Here is a 24,795-nt window from a genome sequence, read left to right as displayed (position 1 = left end):
TCCGGGGGCCGGATCAGAACGCGTCCGGGGGCACGTACTCGCCCCAGACGCGGCGCAGCACCCCGCACACCTCCCCCACCGTCGCCCGCCGCCGCAGCGCCTCCTTCATCGGGTGGAGGACGTTGTCCTCCCCCTCGGCCGCCCTCCCCAGCGCGTCCAGCGCCGCGGTCACCGCCCGCCCGTCCCGCCCGGCCCGCAGTGCGCGCAGCCGCTCGGTCTGGCGGGCCTCGATCGCCGGGTCGACCCGCAGCGGCTCGTACGGTTCCTCCTCGGCCAGCCGGAAGCGGTTCACGCCGACCACCACCCGCTCCCCCGACTCGGTCTCCCGGGCGATGCGGTACGCGTTCCGTTCGATCTCCGACTTCTGCAGGCCCCGCTCGATCGCCGCGACCGCCCCGCCCGCCTCCTCGACCCGGCGCGTCAGGGCGAGGGCGGCCTCCTCCAGGTCGTCGGTCATCCGCTCGACCGCGTAGGAGCCCGCGAACGGGTCCACCGTGGCCGGCACGTCCGTCTCGTGGGCGAGCACCTGCTGGGTGCGCAGCGCCAGCCGGGCGCTGCGGTCCGTCGGCAGCGCGATCGCCTCGTCGAAGGAGTTGGTGTGCAGGGACTGGGTGCCGCCGAGGACGGCCGCCAGGGCCTGGACGGCGACCCGGACCAGGTTCACCTCCGGCTGCTGGGCCGTCAGTTGGACCCCGGCCGTCTGGGTGTGGAAGCGCAGCATGAGGGACCGGGGGTCGCGTGCGCCGAACTCCTCCCGCATCACCCGGGCCCAGATCCGGCGCGCCGCGCGGAACTTGGCGACCTCCTCCAGCAGGGTCGTGCGGGCCACGAAGAAGAAGGACAGGCGAGGGGCGAAGCCGTCGACGTCCATGCCGGCGGCCACCGCCGTGCGGACGTACTCGATGCCGTCGGCGAGGGTGAAGGCGATCTCCTGCGCGGGGGACGCGCCCGCCTCGGCCATGTGGTAGCCGGAGACCGAGATGGTGTTCCACTTCGGCATCCCGGCCGCGCAGTACCGGAAGACGTCCGCCGTCAGCCGCAGCGAGGGCCGGGGCGGGAAGATGTACGTGCCGCGCGCGATGTACTCCTTCAGCACGTCGTTCTGGACCGTGCCCGTCAGCCGCCCGGCCGGCACCCCCTGTTCCTCCGCCACCAGCTCGTACATCAGGAGCAGCGGCGCGGCCGGCGCGTTGATCGTCATGGACGTGGAGACCCGGTCCAGCGGGATGCCGTCGAACAGCGCCCGCATGTCCTCGACGGAGTCGACGGCCACGCCCACCCTGCCCACCTCGCCGTGCGCGAGGGGGGCGTCGGAGTCGTGCCCCATCTGGGTCGGCAGGTCGAAGGCGACGGACAGGCCGGTGGTGCCGTGGGCGATGAGCTGCCGGTAGCGGGCGTTGGACTCGGCCGCGGTGCCGAAGCCCGCGTACTGCCGCATGGTCCAGCCCCGGCCCGTGTACATGGTCGGGTGGATGCCGCGGGTGAACGGGTACGCGCCCGGTTCGCCCAGTTTCCGGCCGGGATCCCAGCCGGTCAGGTCGGCCGGCCCGTACACCGGCTCGATGGGCAGGCCCGACTCCGACTCACGTGCCATGGGTGCCTCCGCGGTACGCCCCCACCCCCTCACCATGCCCCGTAGTTCGGCGCGGGTCACGCGGGGAAGCATCCGGGGATGAGGATGCCGGGGAGACCTGCCGCCCTGCCCGCCCGGGCCGCCGCCGCGGTCGCCGCGGTCGCCGCGCTCTGCGGCTGCACCGTCCAGCCGCCGGGCGCGGACGGCGGCCGGGGACTGCCGGTGCGCGTCCGGCTCCCGGACGACGGGGCCGGTCCCGGCCGGACGGCGTCCGCCGGGCAGCCACCGTCCCGGGTGCTGTGGTCGCGCGGGGACAGCGGGCCGGCCGTGCGGGAGCTGCAGGCGCGGCTGCGCCAGGTGGCCTGGCTGACCGAGGAGCCGACCGGGTCGTACGACGGCGCGACCGTGCAGGCGGTCTGGGGCTTCCAGGGCAAGCGGGGGCTGCCGCGCACCGGCGCGGCGGATGCCGAGACCTGGCGGCGGCTGGTCGCGATGACGCGGCCGCCGGGCCCGGGGGAGCTGTATCCGACCAGTGGCCGGCCGGTCGGCGCGCCGGATCCGCGCTGTCTGGCCGGCCGTGTGCTGTGCATCGACAAGTCCGGCCGGACGCTGCGCTGGATGGTGGACGGGCGCACGCTGTCCACGCTGGACGTGCGGTTCGGCTCGCAGTACAGCCCCACCCGCGAAGGTGTCTTCAGCGTCTACTGGAAGTCACGGCATCATGTGTCGACTCTCTATAACGCGCCGATGCCGTACGCCCTGTTCTTCAGCGGTGGCCAGGCGGTGCACTACTCGTACGACTTCGCGGCGCGCGGCTACACGGGCGGCTCGCACGGGTGCGTGAACGTCCGGGACGAGACGGCGATGGCCCGGCTCTTCGACCAGGTGCGGGTCGGCGACAAGGTCGTCGTCCACCGGTGAGGCGGGCCGCCCGGGCGGGCGTTGCGGTGGGGGCGCGGACGGGACCGGGGGAACGTGTCCCGCCCGCGCCGGGTGCACGAACCTTGGGTACGGGGGGAACCCCGGCTCAGTGCGACGGCCGATGACCAGTCGGCTCACTCAGTACTGCGTCAGGGGCCCCGGAAATGTCACACCTCGCACGATGAAATTTTCAAAACTGGGAAAGACGCAGGTCAGAGGCTTGGCTGCACGAAGGCCGGGGTCGTCCGGGAGGCCGAGTGCGGGGCACGCGGTGCCGCGGCGGGCCGGCCGCCGCCCGACCGGCCGGGGTGCGGGGAGCCCGTGGTGGCGGAGGGAGCGGGTGCGGCGGCGCGGCGTGGCCGGCCGCCTTTGCCGTGGTCCGGGTCACCGCCCCGGTCGCCGTGGTCCCGGTCGGCGCGGCCGTGGCCGTGGCCCTGGCCGGCCTTGCCCGGGGTCCGGCCCCCGCCCTGCCCGCCGAGTCCTTCGCCCCCGCCGGCTCTGCCCCCGTCGTCGTTGCCCCCGTCGCCTTCGTCCCCGCCGCCCTGACCGCCGCCGCCTTGGCCGCCGCTGGCCTGACCGCCGCTGTCCTGGCCACCGCCCTGGCCGCCCTGGCCGTCCTCGCCGCCGCGGCCTTTGCCGTTCCCGCCGTTTCCGTTCCCGCCCGTGCCGTTCCCGCTGTTTCCGTTCTTGTCCTTGCCGTTACCGCCGTTGCCGTTCCCGCCACCCGTACCGTTGCCGTTGCCGCCCCTGCCCTTGCCCTGCTCGTCGCCGGAGTCCTCCCCGGTGCCGCCGGGGCCGGTGCCGCCGTCGGTCAGCAGGATCCGGCAGTACCGGGCCACGCGGGCGGGGCCGCCCGCCAGCCGCTCCAGGGTGCGCAGACGGCCGGCGTCCACGTCCCCGCCGTCCCCCAGGGCCCGGCAGACCGCGGCCGCACCGGGCCACCCGGCGCCCGGCGTCGCGGAGGGCGCGGGACCACCGCCCTGCCCGGCGGCCTCGCCGGTGCGGCGGCGGCCCGGCTCGCCCGTCGCCGTCGCCCCACCGGTCGTGGCCGGCCTCGGCGGCGGACCGAGCGGCGGCCCGGTCGTCGTACCGGCGGAGACGGAGGCGCCGGGGCGGGGGGCGTCGTCACCGAACGGGGTGGGCAGCACACCGCTGCCGGCGGCCACGGCGACCCCGCCGAGCGTGCCCACGGCCAGCGCGGCGGCGAGCGCCAGACGTGCCGGACGCGCCCACGGGCGGGGGGCGGGGATTCCGGTACGGGCCCGGTGGCCGAGGCGGACCGGGCCCGCGTCGGCGCCGGGGGCGGACGGGCGGGCACCGGTGGGGGCGTGCGCGGCGGCGGCGCGCTCCGCCTCGGCGGCCGCGCGGGCCTTGCGGAACGCGGCCAGGGCGGCCTGCTCGCCGGGGAGTCCGCCGGGGGCGGAGGCCACCTCCGCGGACAGCGCGCCGAGCGTCCGGGAGAGGCGTTCGGCCTGGTCACGGGCGCAGAGGTCGACGGCTTCCAGTGACTCACCGCGCAGCAGGCGTTCCGCCGTCTCCCGGTTCAGCCACTTGTACCGCTCGTCGGCCATCACATGTCCTTCTGCGTCCGCGTACGCGTATGCGTCACAGTGGCGGACGTCACCGCGCCGCGGCGCGGTTCTCGCTGTGGCGGGAGGGCGTCGAGGCCGCCCGCCGATTCCGGATCCGCGCCGATCAGCTCCGCGAGCCGTTTGAGGCCGCGGTGCGCGGCGGTGCGGACGGCCCCCGCGCGTTTGCCGAGCGTCTCGGCGGCGGTCTTCGCGTCCAGGCCCACCACCACGCGCAGGACGACGGCCTCGGCCTGGTCCTGCGGGAGCCGGGCGATCAGGGAGAGGGCGCTGTCGGTGGTCAGGGCCTCGATGGCCTCGCCGGCCGTGTCGGACTCGGCGGCCCGGCCGGTCAGCTCCGTCTCGTCGCCGCCTATGGCCGGGCGGCGGCCGCGCATGCGGATGTGGTCGAGGGCGCGGTTGCGGGCTATCCGGGCGGCCCAGCCGCGGAACCGGTCGGCGTCCCCGCTGAACCGGTCGAGGTCGCGGGCTATCTGGAGCCACGCCTCGGAGGCGACGTCCTCCGCGTCCGGGTCTCCGACCAGGGTGCGCACATATCCGAGCAGCCGGGGCTGCACGGCGCGGTACACCGTACGGAACGCGGTCTCGTCCCCGTCCTGTGCCGCACGCACCGCGGTGGTCAGCTCCGCGTCGTCCCCCAGCACCGCACTCCCTTTACGCCTGTCTTCGGTCGGCGCGAAAGGCACGTTACGGCGTGAAACCGGTGCCCGTCCACGTCTGTAGAAGATGCAACTAACTCGTGACCGGGTTCGGATGTGCACAGGGTGATCACCCGGCGCGCCAGGGTGTGACAGAAAACGCACGCGCGGCGCTGAGGGGAGTACGGGCCGTACGCGGCCCGTCCGCGCGACGGCCGGGGCCTCTCCTGTGGGGGGTGGCGGCCCCGGCCGTTGCCGTGGCGCGGCGGTACGGCACCTACCCGCGGCCACCGGTCCGCTTCCCACCGGACTGCCGTCCCCGGCCGCCGCCCTCGGCCGCTCCCCCGCCGCCGGTGCCGGACGTGCCCGCGGCGCCCGTCCGGCCCGCCTTGCCGGAGTTGCCCGCCCTGCCGGAGTTCCCGGTGGTGCCGGGGCCGACCGCCTTGCCGGAGTTGCCCCCCGTACCGGAGCCGCTCGCCTTGCCGGAGTTGCCCGGTGCGTCCACGTGGGCGGAGTTTCCCGGGCCGCCGGGGTGGCCCGGTTTCCCGGCGTTGCCGTGCTCGGCGCGGGCGAGCAGGGCGGCGCAGTGGGCCGCGGCCCTCTCCGGGCCGCCCGCGGCTTCGACGATGCGCTGCCAGGCCGTCCCGCCTCGGTCGCCGGAGCGGGCCCGGTTCCGGCAGTGGGCCAGGGTGTCCCGGACGGTGGCCGGGCGCGCGCCGGCGGCGGGGAGGCCGGCGGGCGCGGTGACCCGCGGTCCGGCGGCCGGGCCGCCGGTGCCGGGCGTCGCGTGGGACGGTGCGGGCGCGGTGCTCGCCGTCCCCCGCGCGGGCCGCGGTGCCGGACCCGGGTCGCCGGAGCCGGAGTCCGCGGTACCGATCGCCGCGACGGCCACTCCGCCGAGGGCGACGGACGCGAACGCGAGCGAGAGGGTGGTCCGCAGCGAGCGCCGGGCGCGGCCCGGCCGCCCGGGCCGCCAGTCGTCCCGGGCGCGGCTGCGCGCGCCGTGCGCGCCCGCGTCGCGGGCGGCCCGGAAGGCGGCCACGGCACCGCGCTCGGCCTCGGGATCGACGTCCCCGGCGCGCAGCGCGGCGCCGAACCGGTCCTCCAGTCCACCGGCCGGGCCCGGGGAGCCGTCCGGTTCGGGCGCGACAACGGTCCCGCCGGGGAACGGGCGCCGGTGGCCGGGCGGCCCCTCGCCGCTGTGCCGTTCACCCATGTCCGTTCCCGTCCTCGTCCGGTCCGCCTAGAAGCCCGTACCCGTACCCCGTGTCCCGTCCGCGTGCCGCGCGGTCCCGCCGCGCGCCCGCGGCCACCGGCCCGCCGGACTCCGGCGTCCGGCCCGCGCGGCCACCGGCCCCGCGCGTCCCGCGCACCGGCCGGGCCGGGGCGCCGTACGCGCCCGCGCGAGTCCCGCGCCCGGCGGCGGTCGTCACGACTCACCCAGCGTCGGGGGCTCGCCGGCCGTCACACCGTCGTCGCCGTCGGGCGCGCCGAGCCGGCGGGCCAGGCGGCGCAGCCCCCGGTAGGCGGCCGTGCGGACGGCGCCGGGCCGTTTGCCGAGGACGCGGGCGGCGGACGGGCCGTCGAGGCCGACGACCACCCGCAGCAGCACCGCCTCGGCCTGGTCCCGGGGCAGCGCGCGCACCAGCTCCAGCGCGTGTGCCGTGGACAGCGACTCCAGCGCCTGGTCGGCGGTGCTGTGCGGGCCGGGCAGTTCGAGGGCGTCCCGTTCGAGCTGTGCGGCCCGCGGCCGGACGCGCCGGCGGCGCAGGTGGTCCAGCGCGCGGTGCCGGGCGATGGTCGCGGTCCAGCCGCGGAACCCGGCGCCGTCGCCCCGGAACCGGCCGAGGTCGCGGGCGATCTCCAGCCACGCGTCGGCGGCGACGTCCTCCGCGTCCTCGCCGACCAGGCCCCGCAGGTAGCCCAGCAGGCCCGGCTGCACGATCCGGTAGGCCACCGCGAAGGCGGTCTCGTCACCCTCCTGGGCCCGCGCCACCGCCGCGCCCAGCTCCCCGTCCCGCGGCTGCGGGCGGCGGGGTTCCCCTCCCTGGCCCAAGACCGTCCTCGTTCGTGCCGAGTTCCTGGCCACTGCGTGGCGCCTGCCTCACGGTGCGAGACGCTCCGGCCGTGTCCGTCGCCCCCCACGATCATCAGCGTCGGCCCCGACGGAAGTGTCACAGCCGGGCGGTCAGCCCCCGGCGGTGGCGTCCCGGCACAGCAGCCGCAGCGAGCCGTCGCCGCCGTAGCAGCGGCGGGCCTCCTCGACCGGGTCCCACAGCCGCCCGTCGGGGGTGCGCACCCAGTGCTCGCCGCCGGTCGCCCACCACTCGCCGCCGGTCCGGCGGACGATCACCTCGCCGGCGTAGGCGCCGAAGCCGCGCAGCACGCTCTCGACGGCCGCGTACGGCGGCCCCTCCCGGCGTATCTCCTCGATCATCCGGTCCACCCGCCACAGGCTCTGTGCCGAGTAGTCCAGCCGGACCCGCGCACCCTCGCGCATCGTCGCCACCGCGTCCGCCGCCCACCGCACGGGCCTCGCCGCGGCATGCGGCCTGGGCTCCTGCGGTACCGTCGCGCACCGGTCTGTCACATGGGTTGTCAGATGGGCTGTCACATAGGGGAGAGCGAGCCGGGGCCGCGTTCCGTCACCGCCATTCGAGACGTTTCTCCGACGTTTCGAAAGCCGCCGCAGGACCGCCCCACGTCCACCGCAGGACGGGCACGGCTTCCCCCCACGTCACGTGTTCCGCGCTGCGGCGGCCCTGCGCGCCGCACCGGCGAGGGGTCCTCAGCCGAGCGCCGGTACGGGCACCTCGCCCGTGCGCATCTTGCGCTCCCGCATCCGGGTCAGGCGGAGGACGACGACGGCGGCGAGGACGGCCGCCACGATGTCGAGGGCGTCGGAGAACAGCAGCGCCCGCGCGGCCTCGCGTATCTCGGCGGCCGTGTCGGCGCGCCGGTAGGCGGCGTCGGCGTACCGGCCCACGACGACGCCGGCGAGCCACGCCGCCCACCAGGCGTTGAGCACCGTGTGCGGGTGCCGGATCCCCCACGGGGCGCCGGCGTCCCAGGCGTCCGCCACGATCCGGCGCGGGAACCACAGGTGCACGACCGGGCAGAACCAGCCGCCGATCGTCCAGCCGCGGCGCATCCGGTGCCGGGCGGCGTCGAACACCTCGGCGTTCAGCCGCACCCGCCACAGCCGGCACAGGTAGACGACGGCCGTGGCCACCAGGACGGTCCCCTGCGTGATCGCGGCCGCGGCGAAGAGGGTGTCGGCGCGGTCGGCCCGGTCCGCCGTGCCCGCCCCGACGGCGCCGTCGGCGATGTCACCGGCGACGTCCGCATCCAGCAGGTCCGCGAAGCAGGCGAACACGTCGGCGGCGGCGACGAGCCCGAGCAGGACGGTGGCGGCACGGGCGAGGCCGGCCGGCGAACGCGGCCGGGAGCCGGGCGGGGCGGCGTACGGCGGCGCGGGCACGGGTGCGGTCATGAAGGGTCCCCCCGGAGCACTGGACGAGCGGGCGCGTCGCGCGGCTCTCCCCGAACCGGGCGCCCCAGCGGTCGAACCTGCGGTCGGCCGCCGTCACACGTCCATTCCGTCTCTCAGCCCAGCCGGTCCGCCAGCTTCCGGAACTCGGCCCAGGACAGCGCGGGCGTGCCCGGGTCCCAGAGCTTCTGCGCGGTGGCCCGCAGCGGCATCCGCACCCCGGCCGCGACCTGGGCCTGGGTCTGGGCGTGCGGGAAGTCGCCCCACACCGCGAAGGTCCCGCCGAGGATCTGCCCGTCGTAGCGCGCCGGCACGGCGGTCGTGCCGCGCAGCACCCGCGGGGTCCACTGCTCGTAGATGCGCTGTCCCGTCGGGTACACGAACGTCTGCGGCTGCCCGAGGACGTAGTAGAGGAACTCGTCGTTGTAGTTGACGACCTGCCGGCCGGCGTCCAGGTACTCCACCGGCTTGCGGGCGCCGATCTCCTTGCCCGTCCAGTAGGCGACCTGGAGGTCCTTGGCGGGCGGCACGGAGGCGCTCCGGAAGAAGCCGTCGTTCCACGCCCGCATCGTCCTGCCGTGGGCGCGGACGGTGGCGGCGCGGTCGTCGAGCCAGCCGGTGGCCAGGTCGGCGACGGTGGCGCCGGAGCCGAACCGCTGCCGGGCGGCGGCCGCGAGCTGCGGGAAGGACGCCTGCGGGTCCCGCACCGTGAGCGCCTGGTACTCGTCGCCGCCGAGGTGCCAGCGGCCGCCGGGGAAGAGGCCGGCGTACTCGTCGAGCAGGTCGTCGACGATCTTCGCGGAGCCCGGCTCGGAGATGTCGACCGCGCCCCGGACGGGCGTCCCGTTCACATCGCGCAGTTGCAGGCCGGGGTGGGCGGCGATGACCGCGCCCAGGTGTCCCGGCGAGTCGATCTCGGGGAGGACGGTGATGTGGCGGCTGTCCGCCAGGTCGACGATCCGCTTGACCTGCGCCTTGGTGAGGTGGTCCGGGGAGACGATCTCGGGGTGGGTGGCGGACTCGATCCGGAAGGCCTGGTCGTCGGAGAAGTGCAGGCCCAGCTCGTTGTACTTCAGGTCGCCCAGCTCGCGTATCCGGTCCTCTATCCAGGACTCGTCGTACGGCTTGCGCGCGATGTCCAGCATGAACCCGCGCACCGGCTTGGCCGGCTCGTCCCGTACGACGCCCTCCGGGGCGGTGCCGCCGCCGCGGACCTCCTGTTTCAGGGTGCGGGTGCCGTGGAAGACACCCGCCTCGCCGGGCCCGCTGATCTCGACCCGCCCGTCGCGGACGGTCATCGTGTACGACTCCGGGCCGCCGCCCCCGCCGAGCGCGAGCCGCACGTCGCCCGGCCGCACGTCGCCGGCCTGCCCCGCGTAGGCGAGGCCCAGCTCGCCGGCCACCAGCCGTCCCTCGTCGGCCAGGCCGGGGTCGGCCACCACCACGCGCGCGCCGCCGCGCGGCTGCCAGCCGGGCCCGCGCGCGGGGGTGTGGGAGCGCACCGCGGGGATCGTGCGCGGCGCCCGGGAGAGCGGATAGGAGCGACTCGGACTCGGCGCGGGCGTGTCCGGCACCGCGGACCCCTCGGCGATCCGGCCGGACGCCGACTGCCGCGCGCCCTCCCGCGGGCTCCCGCCGCCCCCGTCCGCCGAGGCCCACACGCCGACGCCCGTGCCGAGCGCGACCGTCCCGACGACCGCGGCGGTCACGACCGCCCGCTTCCGCTTCACCTGTCGCGCCGCACCCCGGCGCCTGTGCTGGCTCACCCAGCCAACGTACGACCGATCCGGCGCCCACGTGTCACCCGGACGAACCGAAACTCTCCCGTTCGGGTGAAATCCGGGCATCCACCGGACACACCATGAACACTCTCGATAACCTGACGACACACCTTTCACAGCATCCCCTGCCACGCCACCTGTGACGCGAGGACCCACGCTGTCCGCCCACCGCCTGCCGTATCTCCCCCAGCCCCTCGACGCCTTCAACGCCGCTCCCGCCGACGAGGCGCGCGCGCTGCTCCTGCGCTGCCTGCACAGCCGCCGCTGGTCCTGCCGGATCGCCGGCCACCGCCCTTACCCCGACACGGAGTCCCTGCTGGCCGCGGCGGACGAGGCGGCGTACGACCTCTCGCCGGCCGACCTGGCCGAGGCGCTGGCCGGCGAGTCGCTGCCGGAGCTGCCCGCGGGCGCGTACTCGGCGGCCCACACGGCGCTGCGCGCGGCCCACGCCGCCTACGAGGCCCGGTTCGGACACGCGTTCGTGATCTATCTGGGGGACGCCCCTCCGGGCGAGGCCATCGATCGCATCCTCGAAGCGATCCGGTCACGATTGACGAACGATCCGGAGGAGGAACGGGTCACGGCGGCCGAGGAGCTGCGGCGCCTGGCCCGGGGAAGACTCGCGGCGCGGCTGAGGGGCACGGGCCCGTGTGCGCCGTCCGGTCCCTGCCGCACGGGCGTGACCAGGCACGATGCGCCCGCGGTCGGCACATGAGCGGGCATACCGCCCAAGACGCCGCATTTCTAGTCCGTCCGGTGCCACTTTGATCACACCGGTAGGCCCCCCGTAAGCCACGGCGCGCCGCCTCGCTACGATGCTGGGGGCCGGTGGACCGTACCCGGCCGGGCCCGACCGACAGTGAAGCCGGCGCGGCCCTAGTCCCCGCTCCCGGAGGGTTCTTCCGTGCCGGCTGGAACGCTGTACCGCGGCCGGGAAGGAATGTGGTCCTGGGTGGCTCATCGAGTCACCGGCGTCCTCATCTTCTTCTTCCTGTTCGTTCATGTGCTGGACACCGCTCTCGTGCGTGTCTCCCCCGAGGCCTACGACAAGGTCGTGGCCACGTACAAGACGCCGATCGTCGCGCTGCTGGAGTACGGCCTCGTCGCCGCCATCCTCTTTCACGCGCTCAACGGCCTGCGTGTCATCGCCGTCGACTTCTGGTCGAAGGGCCCGCGCTACCAGAAGCAGATGTTCTGGGTCGTCGGCGTCATCTGGGTGGTGCTGATGCTCGGCTCGGTCTACTCGGTGCTGGGCCACGCCTTCCGTGTCCTCTTTGGGAGCTGACGCCGATGTCCACCACTGAAACCACCGCGTCCGGAGTCGGCCCCGTCGAGGGCGCCCCCGTGTACACGGTCGACAACCCGGCCCCGTTCATCGAGGCGCCCCGCAAGCGCACCAAGAAGACCCCCAGGTCCACCCGGGGCAACTTCGAGATGGCCGCCTGGCTCTTCATGCGCCTGTCGGGCATCGTGCTGGTCGTCCTCGTCCTCGGCCACCTGCTGATCCAGCTCTTCCTGGACGGCGGCGTCTCCAAGGTCGGCTTCGCCTTCGTGGCCGGCCGCTGGGCGTCCCCGTTCTGGCAGGTCTGGGACCTGGTGATGCTCTGGCTGGCGATGCTGCACGGCTCCAACGGCCTGCGCACGATCATCAACGACTACGCGGAGCGCCCGGCCAGCCGCATGTGGCTGAAGGCGCTGCTCTACACCGCCACGGTGTTCACCATCCTGCTGGGCACGCTGGTGATCTTCACCTTCGACCCGAACATCCGCTAGGCACGGGGCTGCGAGAAACATGAAGATCCACAAGTACGACACCGTCATCGTCGGCGCCGGCGGCGCGGGCATGCGCGCGGCCATCGAGTCGACGAAGCGCAGCCGCACCGCCGTGCTGACCAAGCTCTACCCCACCCGCTCCCACACGGGCGCCGCGCAGGGCGGCATGGCCGCCGCGCTGGCCAACGTGGAGGAGGACAACTGGGAGTGGCACACCTTCGACACGGTCAAGGGCGGTGACTACCTGGTCGACCAGGACGCCGCCGAGATCCTGGCGAAGGAGGCCATCGACGCCGTCCTCGACCTGGAGAAGATGGGCCTGCCGTTCAACCGGACCCCGGACGGCACCATCGACCAGCGCCGCTTCGGCGGTCACTCCCGCAACCACGGCGAGGCGCCGGTCCGCCGGTCCTGCTACGCCGCGGACCGCACCGGCCACATGATCCTCCAGACGCTGTACCAGAACTGCGTCAAGGAGGGCGTGGAGTTCTTCAACGAGTTCTACGTCCTGGACCAGCTGATCACCGAGGTCGACGGCGTCAAGAAGTCGGCCGGTGTCGTGGCGTACGAGCTGGCGACCGGCGAGATCCACGTCTTCCAGGCGAAGGCCGTCATCTACGCCTCCGGCGGCACCGGCAAGTTCTTCAAGGTGACCTCCAACGCGCACACCCTCACCGGTGACGGCCAGGCCGCCGTCTACCGCCGGGGCCTGCCGCTGGAGGACATGGAGTTCTTCCAGTTCCACCCGACCGGCATCTGGCGCATGGGCATCCTCCTGACCGAGGGCGCCCGCGGTGAGGGCGGCATCCTCCGCAACAAGGACGGCGAGCGCTTCATGGAGAAGTACGCGCCGGTCATGAAGGACCTCGCCTCCCGTGACGTCGTCTCCCGCTCCATCTACACGGAGATCCGCGAGGGCCGCGGCTGCGGTCCCGAGGGCGACCACGTCTACCTGGACCTGACCCACCTGCCGCCGGAGCAGCTCGACGCCAAGCTCCCGGACATCACCGAGTTCGCGCGCACGTACCTCGGCATCGAGCCCTACACGGACCCGATCCCGATCCAGCCGACCGCGCACTACGCGATGGGCGGCATCCCGACGAACGTCGAGGGCGAGGTCCTGTCGGACAACGTCACCGTCGTCCCGGGCCTGTACGCGGCCGGCGAGGTCGCCTGCGTGTCGGTGCACGGCGCCAACCGCCTCGGCACCAACTCGCTGCTGGACATCAACGTCTTCGGGCGCCGCGCGGGCATCGCCGCCGCCGAGTACTCGGCGAAGTCCGACTACGTGGAGCTGCCGGAGAACCCGGCGTCCTTCGTCGTCGAGCAGATCGAGCGGCTGCGGACCTCCACCGGCACCGAGCGGGTCGCGACCCTGCGCCGCGAGCTGCAGGAGACCATGGACGCCAACGTCATGGTGTTCCGCACCGAGCAGACGATCAAGACGGCCGTCGAGAAGATCGCCGAGCTGCGCGAGCGCTACCGGAACGTGGCGATCCAGGACAAGGGCAAGCGGTTCAACACCGACCTCCTGGAGGCCATCGAGCTGGGCAACCTGCTGGACCTGGCCGAGGTCATGGCCGTGTCCGCGCTGGCCCGCAAGGAGTCCCGCGGCGGTCACTACCGCGAGGACTACCCGAACCGCGACGACGTCAACTTCATGCGCCACACCATGGCGTACCGCGAGGTCGGCGCCGACGGCTCGGAAACCGTCCGTCTCGACTACAAGCCGGTCGTCCAGACCCGCTACCAGCCGATGGAGCGTAAGTACTGATGGCTACCCCTGTTCTGGACAAGGCGGACGCGGCCGGCGAGCCCGAGCCCGGTTTCGCCGACTCCCCCTACATCACGGTCACCTTCCGCATCCGCCGGTTCAACCCGGAGGTCTCGGCGGAGGCCACCTGGGAAGACTTCCAGCTGGAGATCGACCCCAAGGAGCGGGTCCTCGACGGCCTCCACAAGATCAAGTGGGACGTCGACGGCACCCTCACCTTCCGCCGCTCGTGCGCGCACGGCATCTGCGGCTCGGACGCGATGCGGATCAACGGCAGGAACCGCCTCGCCTGCAAGACCCTGATCAAGGACATCAACCCCGAGAAGCCGATCACGGTCGAGCCCATAAAGGGCCTGACGGTCCTGAAGGACCTGGTCGTGGACATGGAGCCGTTCTTCCAGGCGTACCGGGACGTCATGCCGTTCCTGGTCACCAACGAGACGAACGAGCCCACGCGCGAGCGGCTGCAGTCCGCCGAGGACCGTGCGCGTTTCGACGACACGACGAAGTGCATCCTCTGCGCGGCCTGCACCTCGTCCTGCCCGGTGTTCTGGAACGACGGGCAGTACTTCGGCCCGGCCGCGATCGTGAACGCCCACCGCTTCATCTTCGACAGCCGTGACGAGGCGGGCGAGCAGCGCCTGGAGATCCTGAACGACCGCGACGGCGTGTGGCGCTGCCGCACGACCTTCAACTGCACGGACGCCTGCCCGCGCGGTATCGAGGTCACGAAGGCGATCCAGGAGGTCAAGCGCGCGCTCATCACGCGTCGCTACTGATCCCCCGGCATCCGCCGACGAGCCCCACCGGAACCCGTTTCCGGTGGGGCTCCTCGCTTCCCGGCAGAAGGACTCCTAATCTGACGACATGTCAGACGAAGAGTCGTACGAACTGCTCGGCTTCGACAACGTGCTGCTCCCCGTCGGCGACCTCGGCGAGGCCGTCGCGTTCTACGGACGGGCCGGGTTCGCCGTGGGGTTCCGGTTCGACGAGGCCGGGATCGCGCTGCTGCGGGTCGGCGCGGAGACGCCCGGCATCCTGCTGCGCGCCGAGGAGGGGCTGGGCCACCGGTCGCCGCTGTGGCCCGCGCCGCGGATCTGGCTGGAGGTGCCGGACGCGCGGGCGGCGGCGCGGGAGCTGGCCGCCGCCGGCATCAGGCCCCTGGACGAGCCGTCCGAGGCGGTCACCGGCTGGACCGTGGAGGTCGCCGACCCCTGGGGGAACGTCGTGGGCTTCACGGACTACACCAAGCGCCCGGCACTGGGCCGCAGGGGCTGAACGCCCGCGTGCGGGAGGAGCGGCGGGTGCGGGCCGGCGGGCCCCGCCCGGGTGACTCGTTAGGCTCCTACCGTGCCCGCGAAGAACGACGGCCCCACCGTGGCCGGCCCCCCGACCAGCAAGTCCGAGCAGACCCGCGCGCTCATCCTGGAGACCGCGATGCGGCTGTTCCGGGAGCGCGGGTACGGCAAGACGACGATGCGGGCCATCGCCCAGGAGGCCGGGGTCTCCGTGGGCAACGCCTACTACTACTTCGAGGGCAAGGAGCACCTGATCCAGGGCTTCTACGACCGGATCGCCGCCGAGCACCAGGCGGCGGTCCGGGAGGTCCTCGCCCGGGAGACCGACCTGGAGACGCGGCTCGCGGGCGTGCTGACCGCCTGGCTGGACATCGCCCGGCCCTACCACGAGTTCGCGGTGCAGTTCTTCAAGAACGCCGCCGACCCCGACAGCCCGCTCAGCCCCTTCTCGCCGGAGAACGAGCCCGCGCGCGAGCAGGCGATCGGCGTGCACCGGGCGGTGCTGGCCGGTTCGAGGTCGAAGGTGGCACCGGAGCTGCGGGACGTCCTGCCGGAGTTGCTGTGGCTCGCCCAGATGGGGCTGGTCCTGTACTGGATCTTCGACCGCACGGAGGACCGCGAGCGCAGCTACCGGCTGGCGCGGCGGGGCGCCCGGCTGACCGCCCGCGGCGTGTCCCTGGCCCGCTTCCGCATCCTGCGGCCGCTGGTCAGGGAGGTCCACGAGCTGTTCACGGACTTCCTGCCGGGGATGACGAGGGCGCTGCCCGACCCGGGCCGCGGCCGGACCGGCTGATCGCCTCCGGGTCAGATCCAGCCCAGCCGCCACAGCCGGAACACCCCGGTGCCGTCGAAGAGGTACTGGCCGCCGCCGACGTCCTCGGTGCTCACCACGTACTCCTTGCGCTGCCACAGCGGGATCAGCGGCACGTCGTGGGCCACGTTCGTCTGGATCTCCTCGAAGTCCTTCGCGGCCCGGCTGCGCTGGGCGAACTGCTGGCTGTCCAGGACCAGGCGGTCGACCCGCTTGTTGCTGTACCCGGTGTTCATGGTGGAGCCGGTGCCGACGAGCGCGGCGCCGAAGGTGTCCGGGTCGGGGTAGTCGGCCACCCAGCCGACCGCCCAGGCGTCCATCCTCCCCTCGGACCAGCGCTTCTGGAAGTCGGTCCACTCGTACCCCTTGGTCTCCACCCGGAACAGGCCGCCCGCCTCCAGCTGCTTCTTCAGCTCCGCGGCCTCCTCGGCGCCCTGGCCCCGGCCGGTGCCGTACCCGAGGGTGAAGCGCACCGGCAGGCTCACCCCGGCCTCGGTGAGCAGCCGCCGCGCCTTGGCGGCGCTCGGCCGCGGGTAGTTGTCGAAGAACGCGGTGGTGTGGCCGATGATCCCGGCCGGGATCAGCGAGTACAGCGGGTCGACCGTGTCCGCGTAGACCGCCGAGGCGAGCTGCTCGCGGTTGACCAGCCAGGCCATCGCCCGGCGCACCCGGGAGTCGTGCAGCGGGGAGCCGGAGCGGGTGTTGAGGTACAGGTTGTGGGTCTCGGAGCTGTCGGAGTCGGTGACCCGCTGCCTGGGGTCGCTCGGGTTCAGCGCGGAGAGCACGCGGGGCGGCAGCGTGCGGGTGGCGACGTCGATCTGCCGGGTCCGCCACGCGCGGTCGAGCTGCGCGGAGTCGGTGTAGTAGCGCAGCTCGATCGGGCGCCCGGTGTCGCTCAGGTAGCCCTCGTAGCGCTCGTTCGGCGCCAGCTCGGCCGTGCGGCCCCGGGTGTACGCCGTCAGCGTGTACGGCCCGGTGCCGTCGACGCCGGAGTCCGTGCGCAGGGCGCCGGCCGGGTACTTGTCCCGGTCCACGATCGCGCCGGCGCCGGTGGCGACCTTCAGCGGGAAGGTGGCGTCCGCGGAGGAGAGGTGGAAGGTGACGGTGCGCTCGTCGTCGGCGCTGACCGAGGCGAGCGTGCCGAGCAGCGACGCCGGGCCGACGTCGGAGTCGATCTTCTTGACCCGGTCGAAGGAGAACTTCACGTCCGCGGCCGTCATGGCGCGTCCGCTCGGGAAGGTGATCCCCTCCCGCAGGGTGCAGCGGTACGTCCGCAGGCCGCCGCCCCGGAAGGCGCAGCTCTCGGCCGCGTCCGGGACCGGCTCCACCCCGCCCGGCCCGAACGTCAGCAGCGACTGGTAGACGTTGCTGAACAGGGCCATGGACCCGGCGTCGTAGGCACCGGCCGGGTCCAGCGCGGTGACCGCGTCCGTCGTGCCCACGGTGATGGTCCTGTTCCGGTCCCCCTGCGACGGGAGGAGCTGCCAGCCGCCGATCCCCACGACGGTGAGCACGAGCAGCGTGACGAGAATCCGCATGCGAACAGATCGCACGGCGATGCCCTCCCCGGGGCCGACGAGGCCCCTACCCCTGGCCCAGCACGAATCGGCCACTCCCCCAGGAGTGACGCGGCTCACCTAATCACACCGGTTTCACCGCGCGGAAGGACTTTCTGCCCTGTTGTGAAAGAACTTGCCGAGACGTTGATCGCGCCGGGCCGCACGGCCTGCCGGACCGCGGCGGAAAGGACGGCCGGAACCGCCGCTACGACGTCTTGCGCAGTGCGCGCACCCCGCGCAACCCGATGACCCCGATGACCGTCCCCCATACGAAGGAGGCGATCGCCAGCAGCAGGTGCACCCAGAAGTACGCCGTCGGGTGGCCGTCGTCGAAGGCGAGTCCGCTGCCGTCCTTGACGAGATTCTTGACGAAAGTGATCCAGATGATCCAGCTCCACACCCCGAAGGCGAGCAGGAACCAGGAGACGGGGCGGCTGAGCTTCATGCGTCCAGTATCGCCGTCCCGTTCCGGCCGCCGTGCCGGGGGTGGAGCCGGTGGTGGGACTTCACGCTCCGGCACGGGTACGTTCTCGTCCGTGCCCGCACCGAAGAAGACCGGGCGGCGGTCCCTGCTGGTGACCTCCGCCACCGCGCTGTCCCTCTCCGTCACCGCGCCCGCCGCCCTCGCCGCGCCGGCGCCCCCGGCGAGCCCGACGGCCACGCCCCCGGCCCGCATGTCGACGCTCGGCGGCGCCCGGCTCGGGCAGCCGGGCACGCAGGTCAACCTCGCTCCCGGTGTCCCGGTGCTGCCCAAGGACCTGACCGCCCGGTCCTGGATCGTCTCCGACGCCGAGTCGGGCGAGGTCCTCGCCGCGCACAACGCCCACTGGCGGCTGCCCCCGGCGAGCACGCTCAAGATGCTGTTCGCGGACACCGTGCTGCCCCGGTTCCCCCGCGCCACCCGCTACAAGGTGGCGCCCGGCGACCTCAAGGGGGTGGGCGCGGGCTCCAGCGTGGTCGGGATGAAGGAGGGCGCCACCTACTCCGTGCAGGACCTGTGGCTCGGGGTCTTCCTGCGCTCGGGCAACGACGCGGTGCACGCGCTGTCCGCGATGAACGGCGGTGTCCGGCGGACCGTCGAGGACATGCAGGACCACGCCGAGGAACTCCAGGCGCTGGACACCTACGTGGTCTCGCCCGACGGCTACGACGCGCCGGGGCAGGTGTCGTCGGCGTACGACCTGTCGCTGTTCGCCCGCTCGGGTCTCCAGAAGAGGGACTTCCGCGACTACTGCTCGACCGTGAGCGCGCGGTTCGGCTCCACCGAGATCCGCAACACCAACCGGCTGCTGAGCGGGGACGACGACGTCCCCGTCTACCGGGGCATCGCGGGCGTGAAGAACGGCAACACCACCCACGCGGGCGCCACCTTCACCGGGGTCGCCGAGCGGAACGGCAAGGTGCTCCTGGTCACGGTGATGAACCCGGAGAAGCACGAGCACAACGAGGTCTACAAGGAGACCGCGAAGCTGCTCGACTGGGGCTTCCAGGCGGTCGGCAAGGTCAACGCGGTGGGCGATCTGGTGCCGCCGCGCAGCGCCTCGTCGCCGACCGTGCGGCCGGAGCCCGGCGTCTCCCCCGGCGAGGGCGCGCAGACCCCGGCCGGCGCGGCCGGCGGGGCGGGCGCGCGGCCGGCGGCGAGCGCCGCCACCGGGTCCGCGTCCAGCGGCGTCGGGACCGCCCTGGCCGTCGCGGGCGGTCTGCTGGCGCTGCTCGCCGGCGGGGTCTTCCTGGTCAACCGCCGGTGGCCGCTACCGGACCTGATGCGCCGTCGGACGCGTCCCTGACGCCGACGCCCTCCTCCTCCTTGCTGCCCGTCGCCGTCCAGGAGGCGCAGAACAGCACCAGTTTCGACGTGAAGTTGATCCACAGCAGCAGGGCGACCGGGACCCCGAACGCGCCGTACATGCTCTTCGCGGCGACGCCCTGGATGTAGCCGCTGAGCAGCAGCTTCAGCAGTTCGAAGCCGGTCGCGCCGAGCAGCGCGGCGACCAGCAGGCGGCGGCGCGGCGGCTCCACCCCGGGCAGCAGGGTCAGGACGTAGAGCAGGACCAGGAAGTCGGCGGACACGGCGACGACGAAGGCGACGATCCGCAGCAGCACGATGCCCCAGCCGTGTTCGTCGAGGTCGGCCTGGCCGGACAGCCAGCCGACGGCGGCCGAGGCGAGGGTGGAGGCGGCGAGCGTGCCCAGCAGGGCGCCGCCGAGCCCGAGCAGGATGCCGGCGTCCTTGGCCTTGGTGAGCACCGGGTTCTCCTCGCGGTCCGGCATCTCCCACACCGCGCGCAGGCAGTCCCGCACCTGGCCGACCCAGCCGATGCCGGTGAACAGCAGGACCGCGCCGGCGATGACCCCGACGGTGCCGGCGTTGTCGACGAGCGAGGTGATGTCCAACTGGCTGGAGAGGACGCCGGGGAACTGCTCGGAGATCTTGTGCTCGACGTTGCGCTGCTGGGACGAGGTGAGCGTCGCCGCGCTGACGGCGGCGGCCACGGTCAGCAGCGGGAAGAGCGCCACGAAGCTGACGAAGGTCATCGCGGCGGCCAGCCGGGCCCACTTCACCCGGTCCAGCCGTTCGTAGGACCGCCACGCGTGCGTGGCCGTCAACCGGATGACGATCGGCCCGATACCGGGGAGCTTCTTCAGCCAGTCCATGCTTCCGACTGTGCCCGCTGCGCGGGAGCGTCAACACCGCGTTTCTCCACCGGAACGGTCATACCCGGGCGATACGGTCAGTTGCCATGAAGGCTGCCACGGAACCGTCCACCGCCCCACCCCGCTCCCTGCTCGTCCTCGGCGGCACGTCGGAGATCGCGCTGGCCGTCGCCCGCCGGCTGATCGCCCGCCGCACCCGCACGGTGTGGCTGGCGGGACGGCCCTCCCCGGCCCTGGAGGAGGCCGCCGGGAGCCTGTGCGCCCTCGGCGCGGACGCCCGCACGGTGGCCTTCGACGCGCTCGACGTCGAGTCGCACGAGACCGTCCTCGGCAAGGTCTTCGCCGAGGGGCCCGTCGACCTGGTGCTGTTCGCCTTCGGCGTCCTCGGCGACCAGGCGCACGACGAACGCGACCCGGTCCGCGCGGTGCGGGTCGCGCAGACCAACTACACCGGGGCGGTCTCGGCGGGGCTGGTCGCCGGGCGCCACCTCCAGACGCAGGGCCACGGCTCCCTCGTCGTGCTGTCGTCCGCCGCCGCCGAACGCGCCCGCCGCGCCGACTTCATCTACGGCTCCAGCAAGGCCGGTCTCGACGTGTTCACGCAAGGCCTGGGCGACGCCCTGTACGGCACGGGCGTGCACGTCATGCTGGTGCGCGCCGGGTTCGTCCGCACCCGGGCGACGGCGGGCCGGTACCGGCCGCCGCTCGCCACCACGCCGCAGGCCGTCGCCACCGCCGTCGAACTCGGCCTGCGCCGCCGCTCCGAGACGGTCTGGGTACCGGGCGCGCTGCGCCTGCTGATGTCGGTGCTCCGGCACACGCCCAGGGCGCTGTTCCGGCGCCTTCCGCTGTAACCCGCCCCCGGGGGCGGCGGGTCCGCGGCGCTACCCGTACAGCGCCCCGCGCTCGGCGTCGGCGTGGCCGGGCTGGGGCGGCACGACGGGTCCGCCGAAGGTGTACTCACGCAGCTTGCGCCAGACGAGGTCGGCGCCCTGCTCGTACAGCGCGAAGCCGGTGCAGGGCCACTCGGCCGCGTAGCCGGCCAGCTCCTCGAAGGCCCGGTCCATCGCCGCCTCGTCGATGCCGTGCGCGACGGTGACGTGCGGGTGGTACGGGAACTGCAGCTCGCGCGCCACCGGACCGGAGGCCTCCCGGATCCGCTGCTGGAGCCAGGCGCACTCCTCGGCGCCCCGCACGACCCGGACGTAGACCACCGGCGACAGGGGCCGGAAGGTGCCCGTGCCGCTCAGCCGCATCGGGAACGGGCGGCCCGCCGCCGCGACGCAGGTGAGGTGCGCGTCGACCGCGGACAGGTCGGCCGCGGCCACCTCGGTCGGCGGCAGCAGCGTGACGTGCGTGGGAATGCCGTGAGCCGCGGGGTCGCCGAAGCCCGCGCGCCGCTCCTGGAGCAGGCTGCCGTGAGGCTCCGGGACCGCGATCGACACGCCGATCGTTACGGTCCGCACGTCGTCTCCTGTCGTCGCGTCTGTCGTCTTCTCGGCCGTCTCGTCCCGGCCGTCGGATATCGACTGTACGGCCACGGATGTCCCGGGGGCAGGCGCAGCGGAAGTGATGTGCAGCGCTCTGCCCTCACGCACCCGTGCGGTCGTACGCCTCAGTGCTTGGCCGGGAGGAAGCCCACGCGGTCGTACGCCTGCGCGAGGGTCTCGGCGGCGACGGCGCGCGCCTTCTCGGCGCCCTTGGCCAGGATCGAGTCGAGGGTCTCGGCGTCGTCCAGGTACTGCCGGGTGCGCTCCCCGAACGGCGTGACGAACTCGACCATCACCTCGGCGAGGTCCGTCTTGAGCGCGCCGTACATCTTGCCCTCGTACTCCCGCTCCAGCTCGGCGACCGGCCTGCCGGTGAGCGTGGAGTAGATGGTGAGCAGGTTGGAGACGCCCGGCTTGTTCTCGACGTCGTAGCGGATCACCGTGTCCGTGTCGGTGACCGCGCTCTTCACCTTCTTGGCCGTGGCCTTCGGGTCGTCGAGGAGGTTGATGAGGCCCTTCGGCGTGGACGCCGACTTGCTCATCTTGACCGACGGGTCCTGGAGGTCGTAGATCTTCGCCGTCTCCCGCAGGATGTACGGCTTCGGGACGGTGAAGGTCTGGCCGAACCGGCCGTTGAACCGGTCGGCGAGGTCGCGGGTCAGCTCGATGTGCTGGCGCTGGTCCTCGCCGACGGGCACCTCGTGGGCCTGGTACAGGAGGATGTCCGCGACCTGGAGCACCGGGTACGTGAACAGGCCGACGGAGGCGCGGTCGGCGCCCTGCTTGGCGGACTTGTCCTTGAACTGGGTCATGCGGCTCGCCTCGCCGAAGCCGGTGAGGCAGTTCATGACCCAGGCGAGCTGGGCGTGCTCGGGGACGTGGCTCTGCACGAAGAGGGTGCAGCGGTCCGGGTCGAGCCCCGCGGCCAGCAGCTGAGCGGCGGCGAGCCGGGTGTTGGCGCGCAGCTCCCGCGGGTCCTGCGGGATCGTGATCGCGTGCAGGTCGACGACCATGTAGAAGGCGTCGTGGGACTCCTGCAGGGCCACCCACTGGCGCACGGCGCCGAGGTAGTTGCCGAGGTGGAACGAGCCCGCGGTGGGCTGGATACCGGAGAGCACTCGGGGGCGATCAGCAGTGGCCATGGTGCCCATTCTCGCAGAGGCCGGGGGTGGGACAGGCCGGGCAGGGGGGTCGGCCCCGGGGTGCGGGGCCCGCGGGCCGCGGTGGGCCGGCCGGGCGGGCCCACCGCGTCCCTCGCGAACGCGTCAGCCGAGGTCGACCTGCGGGTAGAGCGGGAAGCCCGCCACCAGGTCCGTGGCCCGCCCGGCGATCTCCCGCGCCACCTTCTCGTCCAGGACGTGGGCCGCCTTGGACGGGGCGCCGGACTTGGTGGTGCCCGCCTCGGTGGTCGTCAGCACGCGGTCCATCAGGCCCGCGACCTCGTCCATCTCGGCCGTGCCCAGGCCGCGGGTGGTCAGCGCGGGGGTGCCGACGCGGATGCCGGAGGTGTACCAGGCGCCGTTCGGGTCGGCGGGGATGGCGTTGCGGTTGGTGACGATGCCCGAGTCGAGCAGGGCCGCCTCGGCCTGGCGGCCGGTGAGGCCGTAGGAGCCGGCGACGTCGATCAGGTTGAGGTGGTTGTCCGTGCCGCCGGTCACCAGGGTGGCGCCCCGGCGCATCAGTCCCTCGGCGAGCGCGCGGGAGTTGTCGACGACCCGCTGGGCGTAGTCCCGGAAGGCGGGCTGCCGGGCCTCGGCCAGGGCGACGGCCTTGGCGGCCATGACGTGCGGGAGCGGACCGCCGAGGACCATCGGGCAGCCGCGGTCGACCTGGTCCTTGAGGGAGTCGTCGCACAGCACCATGCCGCCGCGCGGGCCGCGCAGGGACTTGTGGGTGGTCGTGGTGACGATCTGGGCGTGCGGGACCGGGTCGAAGTCGCCGGTGAGGACCTTGCCCGCGACCAGGCCGGCGAAGTGCGCCATGTCGACCATGAGGGTGGCGCCGACCTCGTCGGCGATCTCACGCATGATCCGGAAGTTCACCAGCCGGGGGTACGCGGAGTAGCCCGCGACGATGATCAGCGGCTTGAAGTCGCGGGCCTGGGCGCGCAGGGCCTCGTAGTCGATGAGACCGGTGGCCGGGTCGGTGCCGTAGGAGCGCTGGTCGAACATCTTGCCGGAGATGTTGGGGCGGAAGCCGTGGGTGAGGTGGCCGCCCGCGTCCAGGGACATGCCGAGCATGCGCTGGTTGCCGAAGGCCCGGCGCAGCTCGGCCCAGTCCTCCTCGGTGAGGTCGTTGACCTGGCGGACGCCGGCCTTCTCCAGGAAGGGCGCCTCGACGCGGTCGGCGAGGACCGCCCAGAAGGCGACGAGGTTGGCGTCGATGCCGGAGTGCGGCTGGACGTAGGCGTGGCGGGCGCCGAACAGCTCGCGGGCGTGCTCGGCGGCGAGGGCCTCGACGGTGTCGACGTTGCGGCAGCCGGCGTAGAAGCGGCGGCCGACGGTGCCTTCGGCGTACTTGTCGCTGAACCAGTTGCCCATCGTGAGCAGGGTGGCCGGCGAGGCGTAGTTCTCGGAGGCGATCAGCTTGAGCATCTCGCGCTGGTCGGCGACCTCCTGGCCGATGGCGTCGGCGACGCGCGGCTCGACGGCGCGGATCACGTCGAGGGCGGCGCGGAAGGCGGTGGACTCGGTGGAGAGGTGCTGCTCTGGCATGGGGACCTCCGGACGTGGCGTTCGGCGTGTTCGGTTCGGCCCAGGCGCACGGCACTCGTTCGTGCTCGGGCCGCTCCCCGATGGTCGGTCCCATCCCAGCGCGCCAGTCACGGCCCGCTGGTCAGCCTACCCGGGGTGCCGGAACGCCGAGATCCCTCGTCCACCATGCGAGCGGCGGCGGGAAGGGGGCACCGCGCGCCCCGGCGGCGGCCGTGTCCGCCGCCGGGGACCGGGCGCCGGGGCCCGGTCAGCGCGGCGGGATGTCGAGGCCGTGCTCGCCGGCGGGCCGGGGGCCGAAGATGCGCCGGTCGGCCTCGCGGATGGGCACGTCGTTGATGCTGGCCTCGCGGCGCCGCATCAGGCCCCGCGCGTCGAACTCCCACAGTTCGTTGCCGTAGGAGCGCCACCACCGGCCGTCGGCGTCGTGGCACTCGTACTGGAAGCGGACGGCGATGCGGTCGCCGTGGAAGTCCCAGAGGCTCTTGCGCAGCGCGTACTCCTGCTCGCGCCGCCACTTCTCGGTCAGGAACGCGATGATCTCGTCCCGTCCGGTGAGGAACCGGTCGCGGTTGCGCCAGACGGAGTCGGGTGTGTAGGCGAGCGCCACCCGGTGCGGGTCCCGGGTGTTCCAGGCGTCCTCGGCCGCCTGCACCTTGCGGCGGGCGGTCTCCTCGGTGAACGGCGGGTGGGGCGGGCGTCCTTCGGGCACGGCGGCCTCCTGCGGGTCGT

Annotated in this window: 25 protein-coding genes and 1 riboswitch; of the genes, 10 read left to right on the top strand and 15 right to left on the bottom strand. The window is 73.6% G+C overall.

Annotated features, from left to right (window positions below; translation table 11 throughout):
* Positions 1-13: 13 nt before the first annotated feature.
* Entirely contained in the window at positions 14-1,594 is a 1,581-nt protein-coding gene (locus ACZ4K2_RS15030; protein ID WP_467477979.1) for an acyl-CoA mutase large subunit family protein, read from the bottom strand.
* Positions 1,595-1,672: 78 nt separating this feature from the next.
* Here ACZ4K2_RS15030 and ACZ4K2_RS15025 point away from each other — a divergent pair, with 78 nt between their 5' ends.
* Entirely contained in the window at positions 1,673-2,494 is an 822-nt protein-coding gene (locus ACZ4K2_RS15025) for a L,D-transpeptidase family protein (protein ID WP_467477982.1), read from the top strand.
* 212 nt (positions 2,495-2,706) lie between these two features.
* Here ACZ4K2_RS15025 and ACZ4K2_RS15020 read toward each other — a convergent pair whose 3' ends face one another.
* From ACZ4K2_RS15020 to ACZ4K2_RS14990, 7 genes are all read right to left on the bottom strand, one after another.
* A complete protein-coding gene (locus ACZ4K2_RS15020) occupies positions 2,707-4,065 on the bottom strand; it encodes a hypothetical protein (RefSeq protein WP_467477986.1) in 1,359 nt (452 codons plus the stop codon).
* Positions 4,065-4,727 (bottom strand): RNA polymerase sigma factor, encoded by a 663-nt coding sequence (locus tag ACZ4K2_RS15015; protein ID WP_467477990.1) that lies wholly within the window; start codon positions 4,725-4,727, stop codon positions 4,065-4,067. The genes ACZ4K2_RS15020 and ACZ4K2_RS15015 overlap by 1 nt, the downstream gene beginning before the upstream one ends.
* A 271-nt stretch (positions 4,728-4,998) precedes the next feature.
* Positions 4,999-5,937, bottom strand: a complete 939-nt coding sequence (locus ACZ4K2_RS15010) for a hypothetical protein (RefSeq protein WP_467477993.1) — start codon at positions 5,935-5,937, stop codon at positions 4,999-5,001.
* A gap of 213 nt (positions 5,938-6,150) precedes the next feature.
* The gene (locus ACZ4K2_RS15005; RefSeq protein ID WP_467477997.1) at positions 6,151-6,777 is read right to left on the bottom strand and encodes an RNA polymerase sigma factor; all 627 of its coding nucleotides are present in this window, start codon (positions 6,775-6,777) and stop codon (positions 6,151-6,153) included.
* 132 nt (positions 6,778-6,909) lie between these two features.
* On the bottom strand, positions 6,910-7,251 hold the full coding sequence (locus ACZ4K2_RS15000) for a hypothetical protein (RefSeq protein WP_467478000.1): 342 nt from the start codon (positions 7,249-7,251) through the stop codon (positions 6,910-6,912).
* 258 nt (positions 7,252-7,509) lie between these two features.
* Positions 7,510-8,214, bottom strand: a complete 705-nt coding sequence (locus tag ACZ4K2_RS14995; RefSeq protein WP_467478002.1) for a DUF4328 domain-containing protein — start codon at positions 8,212-8,214, stop codon at positions 7,510-7,512.
* A 113-nt stretch (positions 8,215-8,327) separates the two neighbouring features.
* On the bottom strand, positions 8,328-9,977 hold the full coding sequence (locus ACZ4K2_RS14990) for a beta-N-acetylhexosaminidase (protein WP_467478004.1): 1,650 nt from the start codon (positions 9,975-9,977) through the stop codon (positions 8,328-8,330).
* A gap of 154 nt (positions 9,978-10,131) precedes the next feature.
* Here ACZ4K2_RS14990 and ACZ4K2_RS14985 point away from each other — a divergent pair, with 154 nt between their 5' ends.
* The 7 genes from ACZ4K2_RS14985 to ACZ4K2_RS14955 all read left to right on the top strand — a co-directional run bounded on the left by ACZ4K2_RS14985 (position 10,132) and on the right by ACZ4K2_RS14955 (position 15,630).
* On the top strand, positions 10,132-10,707 hold the full coding sequence (locus ACZ4K2_RS14985; RefSeq protein ID WP_467478006.1) for a 2-oxo-4-hydroxy-4-carboxy-5-ureidoimidazoline decarboxylase: 576 nt from the start codon (positions 10,132-10,134) through the stop codon (positions 10,705-10,707).
* Positions 10,708-10,896: 189 nt separating this feature from the next.
* The gene (sdhC, locus tag ACZ4K2_RS14980) at positions 10,897-11,277 is read left to right on the top strand and encodes a succinate dehydrogenase, cytochrome b556 subunit (protein WP_467478009.1); all 381 of its coding nucleotides are present in this window, start codon (positions 10,897-10,899) and stop codon (positions 11,275-11,277) included.
* A gap of 5 nt (positions 11,278-11,282) precedes the next feature.
* Positions 11,283-11,765 (top strand): succinate dehydrogenase hydrophobic membrane anchor subunit, encoded by a 483-nt coding sequence (locus ACZ4K2_RS14975; protein ID WP_467478011.1) that lies wholly within the window; start codon positions 11,283-11,285, stop codon positions 11,763-11,765.
* A 19-nt stretch (positions 11,766-11,784) separates the two neighbouring features.
* Positions 11,785-13,539 (top strand): succinate dehydrogenase flavoprotein subunit, encoded by a 1,755-nt coding sequence (gene sdhA, locus ACZ4K2_RS14970; protein WP_467478014.1) that lies wholly within the window; start codon positions 11,785-11,787, stop codon positions 13,537-13,539.
* Entirely contained in the window at positions 13,539-14,318 is a 780-nt protein-coding gene (locus ACZ4K2_RS14965) for a succinate dehydrogenase iron-sulfur subunit (protein WP_467478016.1), read from the top strand. Before sdhA ends, ACZ4K2_RS14965 begins: the two co-directional genes overlap by 1 nt.
* Positions 14,319-14,406: 88 nt before the next feature.
* Positions 14,407-14,817: a VOC family protein gene (locus tag ACZ4K2_RS14960; RefSeq protein ID WP_467478019.1), complete on the top strand. Its 411-nt coding sequence runs from the start codon at positions 14,407-14,409 to the stop codon at positions 14,815-14,817.
* 72 nt (positions 14,818-14,889) lie between these two features.
* Entirely contained in the window at positions 14,890-15,630 is a 741-nt protein-coding gene (locus tag ACZ4K2_RS14955) for a TetR/AcrR family transcriptional regulator (protein ID WP_467478022.1), read from the top strand.
* Positions 15,631-15,641: 11 nt separating this feature from the next.
* Here the strand turns inward: ACZ4K2_RS14955 and ACZ4K2_RS14950 are convergent, their stop codons facing one another.
* The gene (locus tag ACZ4K2_RS14950) at positions 15,642-17,186 is read right to left on the bottom strand and encodes an ABC transporter substrate-binding protein (protein ID WP_467478025.1); all 1,545 of its coding nucleotides are present in this window, start codon (positions 17,184-17,186) and stop codon (positions 15,642-15,644) included.
* A 226-nt stretch (positions 17,187-17,412) separates the two neighbouring features.
* Positions 17,413-17,652, bottom strand: coding sequence for an SCO4848 family membrane protein (locus tag ACZ4K2_RS14945; RefSeq protein WP_467478029.1), 240 nt, complete (start codon positions 17,650-17,652; stop codon positions 17,413-17,415).
* A 91-nt stretch (positions 17,653-17,743) separates the two neighbouring features.
* Here ACZ4K2_RS14945 and ACZ4K2_RS14940 point away from each other — a divergent pair, with 91 nt between their 5' ends.
* On the top strand, positions 17,744-18,994 hold the full coding sequence (locus tag ACZ4K2_RS14940; RefSeq protein ID WP_467478032.1) for a D-alanyl-D-alanine carboxypeptidase family protein: 1,251 nt from the start codon (positions 17,744-17,746) through the stop codon (positions 18,992-18,994).
* On the opposite strand, the gene ACZ4K2_RS14935 is transcribed toward ACZ4K2_RS14940, so the two are convergent.
* Positions 18,942-19,862, bottom strand: coding sequence for a YihY/virulence factor BrkB family protein (locus ACZ4K2_RS14935; protein ID WP_467478035.1), 921 nt, complete (start codon positions 19,860-19,862; stop codon positions 18,942-18,944). The genes ACZ4K2_RS14940 and ACZ4K2_RS14935 overlap by 53 nt on opposite strands.
* A gap of 86 nt (positions 19,863-19,948) precedes the next feature.
* Between ACZ4K2_RS14935 and ACZ4K2_RS14930 the strand changes: the two genes are divergently transcribed.
* Positions 19,949-20,716: an SDR family NAD(P)-dependent oxidoreductase gene (locus ACZ4K2_RS14930; protein ID WP_467478037.1), complete on the top strand. Its 768-nt coding sequence runs from the start codon at positions 19,949-19,951 to the stop codon at positions 20,714-20,716.
* Between the two features lie 30 nt (positions 20,717-20,746).
* Here ACZ4K2_RS14930 and ACZ4K2_RS14925 read toward each other — a convergent pair whose 3' ends face one another.
* From ACZ4K2_RS14925 to ACZ4K2_RS14910, 4 genes are all read right to left on the bottom strand, one after another.
* Positions 20,747-21,328: a 2'-5' RNA ligase family protein gene (locus ACZ4K2_RS14925; protein WP_467478040.1), complete on the bottom strand. Its 582-nt coding sequence runs from the start codon at positions 21,326-21,328 to the stop codon at positions 20,747-20,749.
* Positions 21,329-21,477: 149 nt separating this feature from the next.
* Complete coding sequence (gene trpS, locus ACZ4K2_RS14920) at positions 21,478-22,494, bottom strand: tryptophan--tRNA ligase (protein WP_467478042.1); 1,017 nt, start codon at positions 22,492-22,494, stop codon at positions 21,478-21,480.
* Positions 22,495-22,617: 123 nt separating this feature from the next.
* Positions 22,618-24,066: a glycine hydroxymethyltransferase gene (locus ACZ4K2_RS14915; RefSeq protein ID WP_467478044.1), complete on the bottom strand. Its 1,449-nt coding sequence runs from the start codon at positions 24,064-24,066 to the stop codon at positions 22,618-22,620.
* Between the two features lie 31 nt (positions 24,067-24,097).
* Positions 24,098-24,187, bottom strand: a riboswitch (ZMP/ZTP riboswitch).
* Positions 24,188-24,313: 126 nt separating this feature from the next.
* A complete protein-coding gene (locus ACZ4K2_RS14910; RefSeq protein ID WP_467478046.1) occupies positions 24,314-24,775 on the bottom strand; it encodes a nuclear transport factor 2 family protein in 462 nt (153 codons plus the stop codon).
* Between the last annotated feature and the right edge of the window lie 20 nt (positions 24,776-24,795).

The sequence above is a fragment of the Streptomyces sp. NPDC025833 genome, assembly GCF_055558055.1.
This window is presented reverse-complemented; position numbering and strand designations above follow the sequence as displayed.

Excerpts from the sequence above, each read along its gene's own strand:
- ACZ4K2_RS15030 (WP_467477979.1), bottom strand. The coding sequence starts at position 1,594 with ATGGCACGTGAGTCGGAGTCGGGCCTGCCCATCGAGCCGGTGTACGGG.
- ACZ4K2_RS14950 (WP_467478025.1), bottom strand. The coding sequence starts at position 17,186 with ATGCGGATTCTCGTCACGCTGCTCGTGCTCACCGTCGTGGGGATCGGC.
- ACZ4K2_RS14935 (WP_467478035.1), bottom strand. The coding sequence starts at position 19,862 with ATGGACTGGCTGAAGAAGCTCCCCGGTATCGGGCCGATCGTCATCCGG.
- ACZ4K2_RS14960 (WP_467478019.1), top strand. The coding sequence starts at position 14,407 with ATGTCAGACGAAGAGTCGTACGAACTGCTCGGCTTCGACAACGTGCTG.
- ACZ4K2_RS14995 (WP_467478002.1), bottom strand. The coding sequence starts at position 8,214 with ATGACCGCACCCGTGCCCGCGCCGCCGTACGCCGCCCCGCCCGGCTCC.
- sdhA (WP_467478014.1), top strand. The coding sequence starts at position 11,785 with ATGAAGATCCACAAGTACGACACCGTCATCGTCGGCGCCGGCGGCGCG.
- ACZ4K2_RS14915 (WP_467478044.1), bottom strand. The coding sequence starts at position 24,066 with ATGCCAGAGCAGCACCTCTCCACCGAGTCCACCGCCTTCCGCGCCGCC.
- ACZ4K2_RS14965 (WP_467478016.1), top strand. The coding sequence starts at position 13,539 with ATGGCTACCCCTGTTCTGGACAAGGCGGACGCGGCCGGCGAGCCCGAG.
- ACZ4K2_RS14975 (WP_467478011.1), top strand. The coding sequence starts at position 11,283 with ATGTCCACCACTGAAACCACCGCGTCCGGAGTCGGCCCCGTCGAGGGC.
- ACZ4K2_RS15020 (WP_467477986.1), bottom strand. The coding sequence starts at position 4,065 with ATGGCCGACGAGCGGTACAAGTGGCTGAACCGGGAGACGGCGGAACGC.
- ACZ4K2_RS14945 (WP_467478029.1), bottom strand. The coding sequence starts at position 17,652 with ATGAAGCTCAGCCGCCCCGTCTCCTGGTTCCTGCTCGCCTTCGGGGTG.
- ACZ4K2_RS14930 (WP_467478037.1), top strand. The coding sequence starts at position 19,949 with ATGAAGGCTGCCACGGAACCGTCCACCGCCCCACCCCGCTCCCTGCTC.
- ACZ4K2_RS15025 (WP_467477982.1), top strand. The coding sequence starts at position 1,673 with ATGAGGATGCCGGGGAGACCTGCCGCCCTGCCCGCCCGGGCCGCCGCC.
- ACZ4K2_RS15010 (WP_467477993.1), bottom strand. The coding sequence starts at position 5,937 with ATGGGTGAACGGCACAGCGGCGAGGGGCCGCCCGGCCACCGGCGCCCG.
- trpS (WP_467478042.1), bottom strand. The coding sequence starts at position 22,494 with ATGGCCACTGCTGATCGCCCCCGAGTGCTCTCCGGTATCCAGCCCACC.